General features: G+C 38.2%; 15 protein-coding genes. 11 read left to right on the forward strand and 4 right to left on the reverse strand.

The window, feature by feature from the left end; translation table 11 throughout:
• Positions 1–11 precede the first annotated feature (11 nt).
• Together EM4838_RS01905 and EM4838_RS01910 are read left to right on the forward strand one after the other, a co-directional pair.
• Positions 12–668: a response regulator transcription factor gene (locus tag EM4838_RS01905; RefSeq protein WP_019723143.1), complete on the forward strand. Its 657-nt coding sequence runs from the start codon at positions 12–14 to the stop codon at positions 666–668.
• A complete protein-coding gene (locus tag EM4838_RS01910; protein ID WP_071866683.1) occupies positions 665–2,029 on the forward strand; it encodes a sensor histidine kinase in 1,365 nt (454 codons plus the stop codon). The genes EM4838_RS01905 and EM4838_RS01910 overlap by 4 nt, the downstream gene beginning before the upstream one ends.
• Before the next feature lie 337 nt (positions 2,030–2,366).
• Here EM4838_RS01910 and EM4838_RS01915 read toward each other — a convergent pair whose 3' ends face one another.
• Positions 2,367–3,737: an amino acid permease gene (locus EM4838_RS01915; RefSeq protein ID WP_065095714.1), complete on the reverse strand. Its 1,371-nt coding sequence runs from the start codon at positions 3,735–3,737 to the stop codon at positions 2,367–2,369.
• Between the two features lie 242 nt (positions 3,738–3,979).
• On the opposite strand from EM4838_RS01915, the gene EM4838_RS01920 reads away from it, so the two are divergent.
• The 6 genes from EM4838_RS01920 to apf all read left to right on the forward strand — a co-directional run bounded on the left by EM4838_RS01920 (position 3,980) and on the right by apf (position 9,735).
• Positions 3,980–4,726 (forward strand): metal ABC transporter ATP-binding protein, encoded by a 747-nt coding sequence (locus EM4838_RS01920; RefSeq protein ID WP_071866682.1) that lies wholly within the window; start codon positions 3,980–3,982, stop codon positions 4,724–4,726.
• Complete coding sequence (locus EM4838_RS01925) at positions 4,723–5,580, forward strand: metal ABC transporter permease (protein ID WP_023519177.1); 858 nt, start codon at positions 4,723–4,725, stop codon at positions 5,578–5,580. Before EM4838_RS01920 ends, EM4838_RS01925 begins: the two co-directional genes overlap by 4 nt.
• Positions 5,581–5,611: 31 nt before the next feature.
• On the forward strand, positions 5,612–6,547 hold the full coding sequence (locus EM4838_RS01930) for a metal ABC transporter substrate-binding protein (protein WP_065095716.1): 936 nt from the start codon (positions 5,612–5,614) through the stop codon (positions 6,545–6,547).
• A gap of 273 nt (positions 6,548–6,820) precedes the next feature.
• Positions 6,821–7,567 carry a hypothetical protein gene (locus EM4838_RS01935; protein ID WP_010736215.1) on the forward strand — a complete coding sequence of 249 codons (747 nt, stop codon included), beginning with the start codon at positions 6,821–6,823 and terminating at the stop codon, positions 7,565–7,567.
• Between the two features lie 15 nt (positions 7,568–7,582).
• A complete protein-coding gene (queG, locus tag EM4838_RS01940) occupies positions 7,583–8,749 on the forward strand; it encodes a tRNA epoxyqueuosine(34) reductase QueG (RefSeq protein ID WP_071866681.1) in 1,167 nt (388 codons plus the stop codon).
• Positions 8,750–9,126: 377 nt separating this feature from the next.
• A complete protein-coding gene (apf, locus tag EM4838_RS01945; RefSeq protein ID WP_023519180.1) occupies positions 9,127–9,735 on the forward strand; it encodes an aggregation-promoting factor in 609 nt (202 codons plus the stop codon).
• Positions 9,736–9,801: 66 nt separating this feature from the next.
• On the opposite strand, the gene EM4838_RS01950 is transcribed toward apf, so the two are convergent.
• Positions 9,802–10,908 carry an NAD(P)/FAD-dependent oxidoreductase gene (locus EM4838_RS01950; RefSeq protein ID WP_071866680.1) on the reverse strand — a complete coding sequence of 369 codons (1,107 nt, stop codon included), beginning with the start codon at positions 10,906–10,908 and terminating at the stop codon, positions 9,802–9,804.
• A 176-nt stretch (positions 10,909–11,084) separates the two neighbouring features.
• Complete coding sequence (locus tag EM4838_RS01955; RefSeq protein WP_071866679.1) at positions 11,085–12,467, reverse strand: MFS transporter; 1,383 nt, start codon at positions 12,465–12,467, stop codon at positions 11,085–11,087.
• A 209-nt stretch (positions 12,468–12,676) separates the two neighbouring features.
• Between EM4838_RS01955 and EM4838_RS01960 the strand changes: the two genes are divergently transcribed.
• The 3 genes from EM4838_RS01960 to EM4838_RS01970 all read left to right on the forward strand — a co-directional run bounded on the left by EM4838_RS01960 (position 12,677) and on the right by EM4838_RS01970 (position 14,237).
• Positions 12,677–13,327, forward strand: coding sequence for a GyrI-like domain-containing protein (locus tag EM4838_RS01960; protein ID WP_071866678.1), 651 nt, complete (start codon positions 12,677–12,679; stop codon positions 13,325–13,327).
• A gap of 57 nt (positions 13,328–13,384) precedes the next feature.
• Positions 13,385–13,840, forward strand: coding sequence for an arginine repressor (locus EM4838_RS01965; protein WP_010736209.1), 456 nt, complete (start codon positions 13,385–13,387; stop codon positions 13,838–13,840).
• A 190-nt stretch (positions 13,841–14,030) separates the two neighbouring features.
• Positions 14,031–14,237, forward strand: a complete 207-nt coding sequence (locus EM4838_RS01970; protein WP_023519183.1) for a hypothetical protein — start codon at positions 14,031–14,033, stop codon at positions 14,235–14,237.
• A 50-nt stretch (positions 14,238–14,287) separates the two neighbouring features.
• Here the strand turns inward: EM4838_RS01970 and EM4838_RS01975 are convergent, their stop codons facing one another.
• Positions 14,288–15,118, reverse strand: coding sequence for a manganese catalase (locus EM4838_RS01975; protein ID WP_071866677.1), 831 nt, complete (start codon positions 15,116–15,118; stop codon positions 14,288–14,290).
• Positions 15,119–15,686 lie beyond the last annotated feature (568 nt).

Here is a 15,686-nt window from a genome sequence, read left to right on the forward strand (position 1 = left end):
GAGAGAGCTATATGGAAAGAATTTTAGTTGTTGAAGATGAATATATGATCAATCAGATCGTGACGGAATTTTTAAAAGAACGCAAGTATGAAGTTTATTCAGTAAGAAGTGGCGAACAGGCATTGGAAGTTTTTGCTGAAGAAACATTTGACTTGATCCTATTGGACATTATGTTGCCTGGGATAAGGGGGACGGATGTTTTAAAGAAAATTCGGGAAACGTCGGATGTGCCGATCATCATGCTGACTGCCTTGGATGATGAATATACGCAGTTGCTCAGTTTTTCCCATTTGATCAGTGACTATGTCGTTAAACCTTTTTCCCCACTTATTTTGATCAAACGGATCGAAAATGTGTTTCGGATGAATCAAGGAAATCCCCACATCACTATCGGGGAGTACGCCATTGATCTCGATGGTGGTCTTGTAAAATACCAAGAGGAAGAAATCCATTTAACAAGAAAAGAGTATGATATTTTAGTGATTCTAATAAGAAACAAAGGGAAAATCATCACGCGAGAACAATTAGTGTATCAAGTTTGGTCGTATGAATATCATTTGGAAAATCGAATATTAGATAATCATATAAAAAATATCCGAAAGAAAATGCCACTTTTATCAATAAAAACGATCAAAAATAGAGGCTACCAGCTTGAGGACACCCCATGAGTATCATGCTGAAAAATTTTCTCTTTTCTGGGATCATCATTTTTCTAGTTTCGATTCTTTCGTTGATCGTCTTATATTTTACGATGCCTGTCTACTATGAACAAATGAAGCTGAACGAAATAAACAAAGAATTCAATCAAGTGGCAAAGAGTATAGAAAACAAAGATTTAGCTACCATGCAAAAGGTGGTTGATCAATACTGGCTTGAAAGTGGAAGAGAACAAAATCTTGATCTCTTCCTGACCAATACCGATGGTATAGCCATTGGTTCCTTCTTTGACGAAAGTATTGGCTATTCAGTAATAAGTATTTTATCTGATGAAATGAACCTTTATCAAGAAATTACTGACAAAGAAGGTAACACTTATTATCTAGTTGGTATGTACTCAATGCAACCAGTTGAAGAAGCAAGTAAAGTCTTACTTCATTTATATCCATTCATCATCATCGTCTCACTAATCATTGGGGGCATCGGCGCTTACTACTATAGTATTTATTCGACAAAAAAAATCAAAGAGATATCCAAAGTAACAGAAAAAATGATCGAATTAGATGCGGATATTCGTTGTGATGTCAAAGGTACGGATGAAATCTCACTTTTAGCGCAAGATATCAACCATCTATATGTTTCTTTGATCCAAACAATTGAAGTGTTAGAGCTTGAAGTAGCTAAAACGAAAGAATTGGAACAAGCAAAGTCAGAGTTTATGCAAATCGCTTCTCATGAATTGAAAACACCTGTTGCTTCATTGATGGGGCTGATTGATGGCATGATCTATAATGTCGGAAAATTTAAAGACAGAGAGCGATATTTAGAAGTTTGTAAAAATATTTTGCAAGAACAAACAGAAATGATCAATAATATCCTCTTTGCCTCAAGAAACAATTTGCCTTCAGATGATGTGGTCTATGAAGAAGTCTCAATCAAAGAAATGATCGAACATAAATTGACTTCTTTCCGGATACTTGCTGAAGCAGAACAGAAAAAACTAGTCGTTAATCTAAAAGGGGAGAAAATCATCGGTAATAAAAATGATATTGATAAAATTTTAGATAACCTACTAAGTAATGCCTTCAAATATACGAAGCATGAGGGAGAAATCAGTCTGTTTTTTGATGGTAAACAATTAGTGATTGAAAATGAAGTGAATCAGATACTTACGGAGGAGGAATTAAGTAAGATTTTCCAACCTTTTTATCGACCGGATTTTAGCAGAAGTCGAGATACTGGAGGTTCTGGTTTAGGATTGTTTATCGTACAACAACTTTTTGAAAAATATGGCTGGGAGTATTCATTCAAGTCAACTGCTAATTCCAGAATGTGCTTTTCTGTCATTTTTAGTGGAAGAAGCCTAAATTGATCGATGGTATCGCTAAAGGATAAACGGTCTGTCGCCACAAGATTTATTGGATATTTTTGTGATGGTAGCGAAGCTAATAGCCAAATTGCACAACTGCTATTTGCCAGGGACTTTTATTTTTTATTTTTACACACTCAACTGGAATGTACAAAACCACACTATACCATACCACTAAATAGTAAGAACAAAATGATCAAAAAACTCACAACGTACTAGAAACTCTTGTAGAAAATTTAGTCCCTGGTAAGTAGCAGTTGTGCAATCAGGTTGTGATAGATTGAAAGAAGTCAGGACTACGTTCGCGCAGTCCTGACTTCTTTTTGTATAGTTTCTTCTACTATTCCTTGATTTTTCTTTCGCGTACAAAATAGTAACCCGTCATATAGATCAAGAAAATCAAACCAATCATCAATGAGATTCTTGTTTCGGGATTGATGAACATAAAGATTAATACCACTGCCAAAAAGGCCAATGACAAGTAATTGGTATATGGGGATAAGGGCATTTTAAATGGATGTTCAAGCATTTCTATCGGATGTTTTTTTCTGAATTTGATTTGACTGATCAAAATAACGATCCAAGGGACCATCCCTGGTAAGATACTGGAACTATAGACAAAAACAAATAAATCCTGTGATTGGGAGTAGACGAAGGGCAACAAATAATTCAAAATCAACCCAATCAAAATACCAAATGAGATGGCTACTACTGGGTAAAATGGCACTCCATGACGTGTAAGTTTCAAAAACTTTTTAGACATTTTGCCGTTGATGGCTAATGTGTAGACCATGCGACTGGCGCTGAAAATACCGGAATTACAACCAGATAACGCAGCTGTGATGACAACAAAATTGATCAAACCAGCAGCAAACGTGATCCCGATTTTAGAAAAAGTTTGAACAAACGGTGATCCTAGTTCGCTCAATTGATTCCAAGGATAGATGCTGACAATGATGAAGATCGCCCCAATATAAAAAATCAAGATCCGCCCGATCGTTGATTGGACAGCGTCTACAATCGTTTTTTGGGGATCTTTCGCTTCACCTGCAGTCATCCCGATCAACTCGATTCCTTGGTAAGAGGCAACGACGATCGATAGAGCAAAAAAGAATCCTTTCACGCCACCAGTAAAGAAACCACCATTTTTCCATAAGTTTGAAATCCCGATTGCTTCTCCTTGGTTACCGAATCCGAATAAAATGATGCCTAAACCGGCGATGATCATCAAAATAATTGTCACTACTTTAATAGTAGAAAACCAAAATTCTAATTCACCAAATGCTTTGACAGAAACAAGGTTGGCGAACATCAAGAAAAGGATCACAACGATTCCTGGAATGATCTGGGGCAAGTCTGGCCACCAATAGTTCATATATTCCCCTACAGCAATGACTTCACTGATACCGACCACGATAAACTGAAAAATATTGCTCCAAGCCGTCAAATAACCTGCGACGGGATGGATGTATTCACTTGCATAATTAGCGAAAGAACCGGTGGAGGGATCTAGATACAACATCTCGCCCAATGCACGCATGATCAGGTACAAAAAGAAGCCTGCTACAGCATAAGCAACCATTACAGAAGGTCCTGTCCAACGGATGGTGGATGAAGCACCCATGAACAGACCGACACCGATCGTTCCTCCTAGCGCAATCATTTGAATATGACGTGCACTGAGACTACGAGTTAATTTTTCTTCTTCCATACAAAAACTCCTTTTTTAAGTTGAGTGATAAAGTAAAAACAAGTTGATTCTATAACTAGCAAACATAAATAACGCCCATTACTTTATAGCTCTTGTTTGTGATTTTACAGAAAATTTTCAAAAATTGCGAGAAAAATCTAAAAAATCAAAAAAATTAGCTATAACACTTGTAAATGATTTTGATATTAGTTAAACTAAGTTTGAATAAAAAAGTTAGGTACACCGAAAAGGAGTGGTAAGAGGTGTCTAAAAATGAAATATCCGTTAAAGATTTGACGGTTGCTTATCAAGGAAAAACAGTATTAAATCATGTATCAACAGTTATCCAAGCACAAAAATTTACAGGGATCATTGGACCGAATGGCGCTGGGAAATCTACTTTTATGAAAGCTTTATTAGAATTAGTTCCTAAAATTTCCGGAGAAATTACTTTCGACGGTCGATCCATAAAAACGATTCGCAAAAAAATTGCCTATGTCGAACAGCGTAGTGAGCTGGATCTTTCTTTTCCGATCGATGTATTAGGGGTAGTTTTGTTAGGAACCTATCCATCCTTGCACTTGGGACAACGTCCTGGGAAAAAAGAAAAGGAACGAGCAAAGCAAGCCTTAGCGAAAGTGGACATGACAGATTATGAAAATCGACAAATCAGTGAATTATCTGGAGGACAATTACAGCGGATATTTATTGCCCGAGCCTTGGCTCAAGGTGCAGAATGGATTTTTTTAGATGAACCATTTGTTGGGATCGATGCGGTCAGTGAAAGAAAAATTTTTGCTATTTTGGATGAACTGAAAAATGAAGGAAAAACTATTGTGATCGTCCATCATGATCTGCACAAAGTCGAAGCCTATTTTGATGAAGTAATTTTATTGAATAAAGAATTGATTGCAGCTGGATCAGTTGACGAAGTATTTACTTCAGAAAATCTACAGTTGGCTTATGGGGAGATCATTGGGCAATTAGTTAAAGGGGTAATGGAAAAATGATTCAATCGTTTATTGAGGGGTTAATGGATTATCAATTTCTACAATATGCATTGATTACATCTATGTTAGTTGGATTGGCTTCAGGGGTGATTGGCTCTTTTATTATTTTGAGAGGGATGTCTTTGATGGGGGATGCGATTTCTCACGCGGTACTGCCTGGAGTCGCGATTTCGTATATGTTTGGTTTTAGTTACATTCTAGGAGCCACTGCATTTGGGATGTTGACAGCTGGAATAATCGGATTTGTCACACAACGTAGCCGTTTGAAAAACGATACAGCTATTGGGATCGTTTTTAGTTCGTTCTTTGCATTAGGTGTCATCTTGATTTCTTTTGCTCAAAGTGCAACCAATCTGTACCATATCTTATTTGGAAATGTTTTAGCAGTTAGAGAAAGTGATATGTTGATGACTGCCATAGTGAGTGGGATCGTATTATTGTTTGTATTTATTTTTTATAAAGAACTGAAAATCACTTCTTTTGATCCGATGATGGCAAAAGCTTATGGGTTGAATACGACACTTGTTCACTATTTATTGATGTTCTTCTTAACACTGGTTGCCGTGGTGAGTTTACAGACAGTAGGAACGATTTTGGTCATTTCGATGTTGATCACACCCGCAGCAACCGCATATCTATTGACCGATCGATTGGCAAAAATGATTTTTATTTCGGCAACAGTTGGCGTATTAAGTGCGATCATCGGTGTGTTTTATAGTTATAGTTATAATTGGCCGTCTGGGGCGACCATCGTGTTGACCAGTGCAGTATTCTTTACGTTGGCCTTTTTATTTTCACCGACTAAAGGGATTATTTTTTCAAGAAACAAAACGAAAAAAAATGCCGAGTCGTAAAAAATCTAACGAATAGAAATGGAGTATGTACATGAAAAATAAACTGAATATCTTATGGTTAATGGGAGCTGTCTTATTTATTTTTGCAGGTTGTGGCAGTTCCGCAGCAGAAGAGAAAGAAGAAAACCTGACCGTCGTAGCAACAAATTCGATCATCGCCGACATGGCGAAAGAAGTTGGAAAAGAACACGTCGATGTTCATAGTATCGTCCCAGTTGGCACTGACCCACATGAATACGAGGTATTGCCAGAAGATATCAAAAAAGCAAGTGATGCTGATGTCATCTTATACAATGGGTTAAACTTGGAAACAGGGGATGCTTGGTTTGAAAACTTGATGGATACGGCAAATAAAAAAGAAGATGAAGACTATTTTGCAGTAAGTAAAGAAGTTGAACCACTTTATTTGACCGGTGGAGAATCAGAGACAGAAGCAGATCCACATGCGTGGTTGGACCTTTCAAACGGAATCAAATATGTACAAGAAATCGCACGCATCTTTGCTGAAAAAGACCCAGACCATGCTACGCAATATGAAGAAAATGCAGATGCGTATATCGAAAAATTGAAAGAATTAGATAAACAAGCGAAAGAGAGTTTTGGATCGATCCCAGACAATAAAAAACTATTAGTAACAAGTGAAGGAGCTTTTAGATACTTCTCACAAGCATACGATCTACCAGCAGGGTATATTTGGGAAATCAACACAGAAAGCCAAGGTACACCTGAACAAATGCAATCGATCATCAGCCAAGTTCGTGCTTCGGATGTTCCAGTCTTATTTGTGGAAACAAGTGTTGATCCGAGAAGTATGGAACGTGTCGCAAGTGAAACAGGTCTTGAAATCTATGATGAGCTATTCACTGATTCCATTGCAAAAGAAGGAGAAACTGGTGATTCTTATTATGGAATGATGAAATGGAACATCGAAACGATTCACGATGGTCTGTCTCAAGAAAAGAAATAATCACTAATCGATTTAATAATCTAAAAAGAGGCAAAAGTATGTAGCCTCGATAAATAAGGCGTCATCCACGAAAATTGTTCTTTAAATTTTTGTGGATGGCGCTTTGTTTTTGAAGAGAGTCCTTCTATTCCTTCCGTTTGCTCAGTTTTGGAGACGTGAGGACTAATGCTTCCGCAATTTATACAAATAAAAATTCGTTCGTTTATTGTTTTAAAGATACCAATTTTAGTGAAATTCCGTTATAGTTAAAAGAGAGGAAAGGAAGGTGAAGCTATGAATTTTACTAGCAAAGACAAACAATTGATTGCAAAAGAAATAACAAAAAAAATCAACCAATTAGAAAATAAGGAGAAAGATCAAGATCTCCTATTTCTTGAAGCAGAAATGGCGAAAGCGTTCATAGCGAGCCCAGAAGAATTGGAAACAGAGGAATACCCTGGGAAATGGTTATTTGATGATTTTCAGCCATTAGATGAAGAAACAGGCATTGGCTACTTTGTCTTTCTTTCATCCGTCGGTTTTACTCCTGGCGTATTAGTCAAACAAAAGAATGAACTAAAGGTTCAAGCATGGCCCGCATTGTTTTCTTTGATAGGGACAGAGGGTGTGATTCCAAAAATCCAATCCGCATTTTTCAAGAGTGCATTTATCGCAAATAGCAAACTAATGAACACGTATTATAATCGTTTAGTAGAAATTGCTCGTCCAGGAGAAATTCCACAAACGTTCACTTATGGGCAACAAAAAAATCTATACGAAGATGTTGTTTATTCACGGGATCTATCTGAGTTCTCAGCAAGAGAACAACTCCGTTTACATGAACTACTCCACACAAAACCTGTTTCGTTGAACTTTTTCAATGCATTAGACCAACGTCGAAAATGGGTATCTGTGAATTTCTGGGAAGTTTTTGCTGCTAGAAATCGTTGGATGGAAGAAAGAAAAATCCCAGATCAACAGATCCAATTCGTTCAATTGAAAAAAGAACGATTATATTACGGATTATATAGTCGTGTCTGATCGAAGGTGGTAATGATGGCACTAACATTAAAGGAAGAAATCATTCAAGAAAGTAAACGAATCGGGATTGATAAAATCGGGTTTACTACAGCAGAGCCATTTGATCATTTGAAAGAATCGTTGGTAGAACAAAAAGCTGCTGGACATACTTCTGGATTTGAACACCCTAATATCGATGAACGTTTATATCCGGAGATGACGTTTGATCGACCGAAATCAATCATTGCAATTGCTTTAGCGTATCCGACAAAGATCCATGAAAAGATGCCTAGAGATGAAAAGCGTGGACAGTTTGCTCGTGCTTCTTGGGGCATCGATTATCATGATGTCTTACGGGATCGTCTGCAACAATTGATTTCATTTATTGAGTCACGAGCGACACATTGGCAAAAGGAAGAAGAATGGCGCTTGGCGCCGCAAGTAGATACAGGTGAGTTGATCGACGTAGCTGTGGCGCAACGTGCTGGTTTAGGGTTTATCGGTCGAAACGGATTATTGATCACAGAGGAATTTGGCTCGTTCGTCTATTTAGGTGAGATCGTGACCAATATCGACCTAGAACCAGATGCTCCTGGTGTCTTTGGGTGTGGCGAATGTACCCGTTGTGTGACGGCTTGCCCAACGGATGCACTTTTAGGTGATGGGCGAATGAATGCTAAACGCTGTTTGTCTTATCAAACGCAGACAAAAGGCATGATGCCAGAGGAGTATCGAAAGAAGATGAGCAACGTCATTTATGGTTGTGATATCTGTCAGTTGGTTTGTCCTTATAATAGAGGGAAAGATTTTCACTTTCATCCAGAAATGGAACCAAAAGTAGACGAAGTCTATCCGAAACTCACGCCCATGTTAACGATCTCTAATAAAGAATTTAAACAGCAATACGGTCATTTGGCTGGTTCATGGCGTGGAAGGAAACCTCTTCAACGAAATGCGCTGATTGCCTTAGCCAATTTAGGAGAACGTGCCGCTTTGCCTCATATTGAAGAGTGTCTAAGTGATGTCCGTCCAGTGATTCGCGGGACAGCAGCGTGGGCAATCGGTAAGTTAGGAATCAAAGATCCTGAAAAATGGCAAGAAGTATTAAGTTGCGCACTGGAAAAAGAAACAGACGAAGAAGCAATCCATGAAATGAACCAAGCAATCCAATTGTTACAAAAGAAAAAAAGTCCTAAAAAATGACTTTTTTACTCAAATACGTCATTTTTCCCAGTAATTGTTGTAACAATTACTGGTTTTTTTGTGTTTATTGCATCAATTTTTGGAAAAATGAGAAGAATTTCGCAGAAAAATACAATAAATTGAAAAAAATTTATTCTGAATATTACAGAATGTAAGTTTTTTTAAAGTTTCTACGAAAGGATTGAAAAACGATTTCAACGTTGATTTATAAAGCTTCTACGACTTTAGTCCTAGTTTTTCGGAAAATCAAATATTACAAATATTAAAAATGTGACGATTTTGTCATTAAATGTCATAATTCTTTCACCTATGAAATATTTCTAGATGATAAAGTTAGTGACGTTGAAACAAATCAAAGAGAAAAAAAGGAGCTTACTATGAATTCAATTAAAAAGATCGTTTTGGGGACAACTGTTGCCGCTGGAGCAACTGCAATGTTTGTAGGGACTACTGCTCATGCAGATGAAGTCTATACAGTAAAAGCTGGAGATTCATTATCTAAAATCTCACAAAAATTTGCAGGTGACAATTCACTGATCAAAGCTATTGCAGAGCAAAATTCGATTGACGATATCAACCGCATTTTCGTTGGTGAAGAATTAACAATTCCAACTGACGCTTCATCAGTAAAAACAACAGAAGTAGCACCAACAACTGAAAAAGTAGAAACTCCTGTAGTAACAGAAACACCAGCGCAAGAATATACATATGTTGCGCCTGTTGAAACAGTTGAAGTAGCACCAGCTACAACTACTGTAACAACAAACAGCAACTCTGCGAAAGAATGGATTGCACAAAAAGAATCAGGTGGTTCTTACACTGCAACAAACGGCCGTTACATCGGACGCTACCAATTAGATTCAGCATATTTGAACGGTGACTACTCACCAGCGAACCAAGAACGTGTTGTAGAAGAATACGTTGCTGGACGCTATGGTTCATGGGATGCTGCAAAAGCATTCTGGTTAGCAAACGGTTGGTACTAAGATAACCATCAATCATGAATCCAAAAAAGAGGGCTACGCAAGTAGGCCTCTTTTTTTTTACTTCTTTTATAATCTTGAAAGGTACGTATCGATCGGTTTTTGATAATGGTCGCCTCGCCAAATCCCTGTGTTGAGATACTCTGCAATCAAATAGCCGATATAAGGGCCAGTAGTCAAACCAGAGGAGCCTAAGCCACTTGCGGCGATCAAGCTTGGTTCATCTGGAACAGGTGCAAAGAACGGCGCAAAATCGGAGGTGTACGCCCGGGTGCCTACTCGCATGGTGTGTTTCCATGTAGCAAGCTGATCGGGTTCAGCTAAAAATGGCACTGTACTTTTTATCAATTGCTGATAAGCAGATTCGGTAGGAACCAAATCCCAACCCGCATCATTTTCATGGGTTGCGCCAACTAGTATAGTCCCATCGTTGAATGGGATAAAATCGGCTTCCCCTTCTAACATGGCAACAGGCCATTCTTGGCTGTTCGCATAAGGTGTTTGAAAAACGATCAGCTGTCCTTTTTGTGGACGAATATCAGCATGAAAGCCAATCTGCTCCAGTAACGGCTTCAATGAAGGGCCAGGCGCTAGAATGACTCGGTCAAAGTCAAGTTGTCCAAAAGTACCAGAGATGACCCAGTGTGCGGTTTCTTTGCGTAACTGGACACGTTCAGAGATTACTTTGACCATTTGTTTCTCCAAGCGTGTGGCAAGGTGAGATAGATAGGCATGACCGTCTAAACGCCCCCCTCCAGTCACAAATAAAGCAGGTGTTGGTTTTAGCAATGGGAGAACTTGGGCTGTTTCTTCAGCTTGTAACAGCGAAATATCGCCGATTTCAGGTGCGTCTTTCTTTCGTTGTTCGGCAAGTGCAGCAAGATCTTCCAAAGCTTCTTTTTGGCGGAAAATTAGTGTGCCGGATTGTTTATAGATGGAATCATCAAGTGATAGATCCTGGATTAGTTTTGGGAAAAAAGCCGCACCATCTTTTGCTAACTGATACCACTGTTTATTTCGTCTTTTTGAAAGCCAAGGCGAGATGATGCCTGCACTAGCGCGAGTGGCTTGTCCTTCTTTTGCATCAAATAAGGTCACCTCAAATTTAGAGGTGTCTAAATAGTTGGCTAATGTCATACCGATGATGCCACCACCGATAATAGCAATTTTTTCCATAGAAAAACCTCCTTTACTTATCTACCATCTCATAGAATCATTAGAGATACAATATTTTATCCAAGGATTTTCTCTACTTCATACGAACGAATGTATAGCGAAAACTGATTATTGATAAAGTTAGAGACAAAAAAACAAGGAGGAGTGAGCTTCATTCGCTCACACCTCCTTATCTATTAATTTTTTATTTGCTTAGGCTTTTGCACCATATAGCGGATAAATAGGATCAAACTAATGATCAACAAGCCAAGTAGGACACTTAAAGCAACTTTTGATCCTAACGTTGTTGCTGCTTCATAACTATCTGAACGATGATCTTGGAAAAAGTTGATGATCACAGCCACCAACGTAGTAGCGACAGCTCCAGAAAATTGTTGCAACGTATTGAATACGGCGTTGCCATCACCTTGTAATTCCATCGATAAAGCATTCATTCCAGTAGTCATCATATTGCTATAAGACAAACCAATACCGATCATATAGAAGAAATGACAGGCAATCAAAAAGCTTAATGATGCGTGACCTAAAATCAGCACAAGGACGGTCCAGCCAACAAGTGAAAACAAGAGACCGATGAAAATTGGTTTTTTAGGTCCATGTTGGTCGAGTAGCTTTCCTGAAAAAGGAGATAAGAGGGCACCAATAGCTGCACCTGGTAGCATTGCCAGACCAGCGACAAAGGCATTGTTCCCTTGGACGATTTGGACAAAGTTCGGTAGGACAAAAGAAACACCAAGTAATAAAAATTGATAAACTAAAAAGCTAAATAAGAATAAGCGGAACGTATGATTTTTAAAAATCTCAAGTCGGATCAAAGGATGATCGGCTTTTTTTGTTCGTTGATAGAAAAGAATGAATCCTAAAATGGCGACGACTAAGGATGCCCAGCCAATCCAGTCTCTGAACATGCTTAGAAAAGTTAAGCTTCCACTGAACATCAGACTAATACCAAGGACGCTGAGCAAATCTAAGCGGCCAGATTTTTCCACCTTAAATTTAGGAATCGCGTATAAGCCAATCGCAAGTGAAAGGAGTAGCACTGGCAATAGAAAGAGAAAAATATGACTCCATGAGAAATTAGCAGTTAAGATCCCACCATACGTAGGACCAATCGCTGGTGCAATGGCGGTTGTCAAAGTACCAAGACCCATCATCGTTCCTCTTTTTCCCATAGGAGCAAAAGTCAAGATGATATGAAACATCAGTGGCAAGGCTATCCCTGTCGCAGCACCTTGGAGTACCCGACCTAAAAGTAGTAACAAGAAGGTAGGGGAAAAGTAATCGACCAACAAACCAGCAATAAATAGTAAATTGGAACTCAAGAAAAGAGTTCGCAGGCTAAAGTTTTTTGTCAGATAAGTTGAAAGTGGCACAATGATCGCAATCATTAATAAGTAAATGGTTGTTACCCATTGTACTTGGGAGGTACTGATTTGAAATTCCTGAATCAGTGTTGGGAAGGTCACGTTCATTGCGGTTTCAATCAAAACGCCTGCAAATGACATGATCCCTGTGGCAAGTACAGCAGGAATTAATTGTAGTTGTTTTTGTTTTTGCATGTTTTTCACCTCTAAATTATTTCGTAAAAAAAGAGAGAGATTTCTATTCGAAAATAGAAACCGCCTCTCTCTCGACACGCTAGGCGTGTTATCTGTACGATTTATCGTTCGGCTTATTCTAGCACAAGTCTAAAAATAGTGTCAACCAGATTAGCCAATCCAATGCAAAAGAGTTATGATAGTAGTGAAGAAGAAAACAAGGAGGGCCTATGGAAAAAATCGAATGGAGAAAAACCGACTCTAGTTATCGTATGTCAAAGAAACCACATTTAATGACACTTCCTGCGCAAAATTTTTTTTGTATCAACGGAATAGGTGATCCAAATGGAGAAGAATTTAAGCGCCGTGTAGGTTGTTTATACGCTGTTAGCTATACGATCCGAATGGCACCTAAAAATGATTGGCTGATTCCTGACTATTTGCCTTACACGGTTTATCCTTTAGAAGGTCAGTGGGGGTTACAAGAAAAATTTTTGAACGAGCCAGTGATGTTGAAAGAGCATTTTTCGTATCAATTGATGATCAAGCAACCGGATTTTGTGACTCCTCAAGTTGCTGCAGAGGCGTTAGCGCGAGCGAAAACCAAAATTCCAGAAGATCTAGCGAGTCAACTTGTATTCACAACGATCGAAGAAGGTCTTGTGGCACAGATCTTACACATTGGTTCCTACGACGATGAACCAGAAACATTTGAAAAGCTTACTTTATTTCTTAAGGAAAAAGGCTATCGCCGAACTTCGAAAGAGCATAAAGAAATCTACATGAGTGATCCCAGAAGGACTGCGCCAGAAAAATTAAAGACGATTTTGCGAGTAGCCGTTGAACAAGACAAATCAGTCGAAGTGTCAGACATCAACTAAATAAGAGAAAGATCCCCTGTTTTTTTGCTATAATAGATACGAAGAGGTGTTTTTTGTATGAAAAAAAATCAACGACAATCCTTGATTCGCCAATTGATTACTGAACATGCAATCGGTACGCAAGAGGAATTATTGAATCATTTGCAGATGAATGGTGTCAATGCAACTCAAGCAACGATCTCACGCGATATACGTGAGTTGAAACTTGTGAAAATACAAGATGAGAATAAACAAATACGCTATGCGTTGTTCAATCAACAAGCGGATTCTTTGATGGAAGATCGCTTGCGAAGTGCGGTCAAACGAGAAGTATTACGAATTCAACGGATTCAATTCATGATCGTTGTCTTAACCGAAAAAGATGGTGCGGATGTGGTAACAAACTGGTTAGATGAAGTGGATTATCCAGAAGTGGCTGCGACGATTGCCGGCGTTGATACGTTCATTATTATTTGTCGCACAGAAGAAGAAGCCCAGGCTTTCGCTGAAAAATTAGAGCAAATGAGAGAATAGCTCACGTTTAGTCTAATGATCAATGGAAGCGCTAAACATATTGACGTTGTGTAAATCGTACTAAATTCCATGGATACTGGACTTGCAAGAATGGTACGTAATGATTGGAAGGGTGTCTTTACAATCTGGATCATTCTAAAGCTCCAATCAATTTGAACAAGTATACAGTGAAAGAGGGGCGAGCAGTCCAGTGATGACAAACATGATCATTTTTTTGACGATTTTAGTTTACGGTGTCAATTTTTTGGCATTTATGTATATTAAAATAAAAGAGATCAAAAATTACCTAGAAAAAATTGCAATCTATTTTGGTGTGAACATGACATTGTTGTTCACCAGTAGTATTTTCCTATTTTTTGGTAAGATCGTTGAAGACGGAATATTGTTGATAGAGTAATAGAAAAAACTGATGCCCATTAATTTTGGGCATCAGTTTTTAATTTTCATTTATTTTTTTTTGGGAGGGGTACCGTACATTTTAGGTGTTACTGGTTTTAATTTAGGTGCTTCGCCTTCGATCTTAGGTTCTTCCAACCATTGATATTCCCCTTCACCATCTAAAGCTTTACCTTTTGCCCAAGAACCTTCGCTACTTTCGTCACCTTCTGAAAAGTTATAGAAATCATAAGCAATATCTTTACGTTCTTCTTCTCTTGGGAAAGTCGTAGGAACAAGAATACCGCCTTCTGTTTCTTCTAATTCTTTGACAGCTGCTGCCCAAAGGTTTTGATGATAACTGTCTCTAGCTAATAAAACTGATAGTAGGTCTTTTACGCCACGATCATCGATCATTTCGTAAATACGAGCTACTTGTAGTCTTCCTTGAGATTCTGCGTTCAAGTTCGCACGGAAATCAGCAAGTAGATTCCCACTAGCAACAATATAACCACCACTCCAAGGATTACCAACGCTATCCGCAGGACGAGGTCCTAAGCCAGCTACAATAGCGTGTTGAGGATTCATGCCGGAAATGATCGCACCAATCGTTGGGTCTTTTTTCATTGCTTCTTCTTGATCTTCAACAGGTGCATCTTCAAGTAAGCGAGCAACCATTGTCGCTAACATTTCAACGTGTCCAAGTTCTTCTGTTGCAATGTCCATCAGCATATCTTTATATTTTTCTTCCCCACGACAGCTCCAACCTTGGAAAAGGTATTGCATCGCTACACTCATTTCACCATACTGTCCGCCAATCAATTCTTGTAAATATTTTGCGATTAATGGATTCGGACGATCTGGTTTTGCCTCAAACTGTAATTCTTTTTGGTGTCTAAACATCAAATCTCCTCCTAATCATTTTTTAATACATTACTATTGTTATATGTAATGAAAAAAATTCAAAGAAAACGCTCTAGATATTTAAGTTATTTTATAAACGTTGATTTAACAAGGATTGATTCTGTGGGAATGACTTCGTTAAAAGAAAAGATTAGGAATTGCTCAATGAAATATTTTTGTTTATAAATGATAACTATTGATAATTTCCAATAGTATTCTCATTTTTGTTAACGGAAAGTAAGTAACGAGAAAGAAGAGAGAGTCATATCAAAGAACTATTGTTTTTAAGTCCATCTTACTGCTCAGGTCAAAACGCTTTTGTCACGACCTGATCCACGGTGTTCAAGAAGCAACACTTCGGTCATAAGCAAAAAAAATAAAAAATGAAAGAGCCATTTTCGTTTTTTTTTGCTTATGCCTTAGTGCTGATCGCTTCTTTCACGACCTCAATAAACGGTGTTCGAAAGCCAACTCCTACGATATTAAGTCAAAAATTGAAAAAATATGAGAAGCTATTTTCTCAATTTCCGTCTTAATACTTGGAGCTGAACGGCTTTCTCACAACCTA

It is taken from the genome of Enterococcus mundtii, from assembly GCF_002813755.1.
Classification (GTDB): domain Bacteria; phylum Bacillota; class Bacilli; order Lactobacillales; family Enterococcaceae; genus Enterococcus_B; species Enterococcus_B mundtii.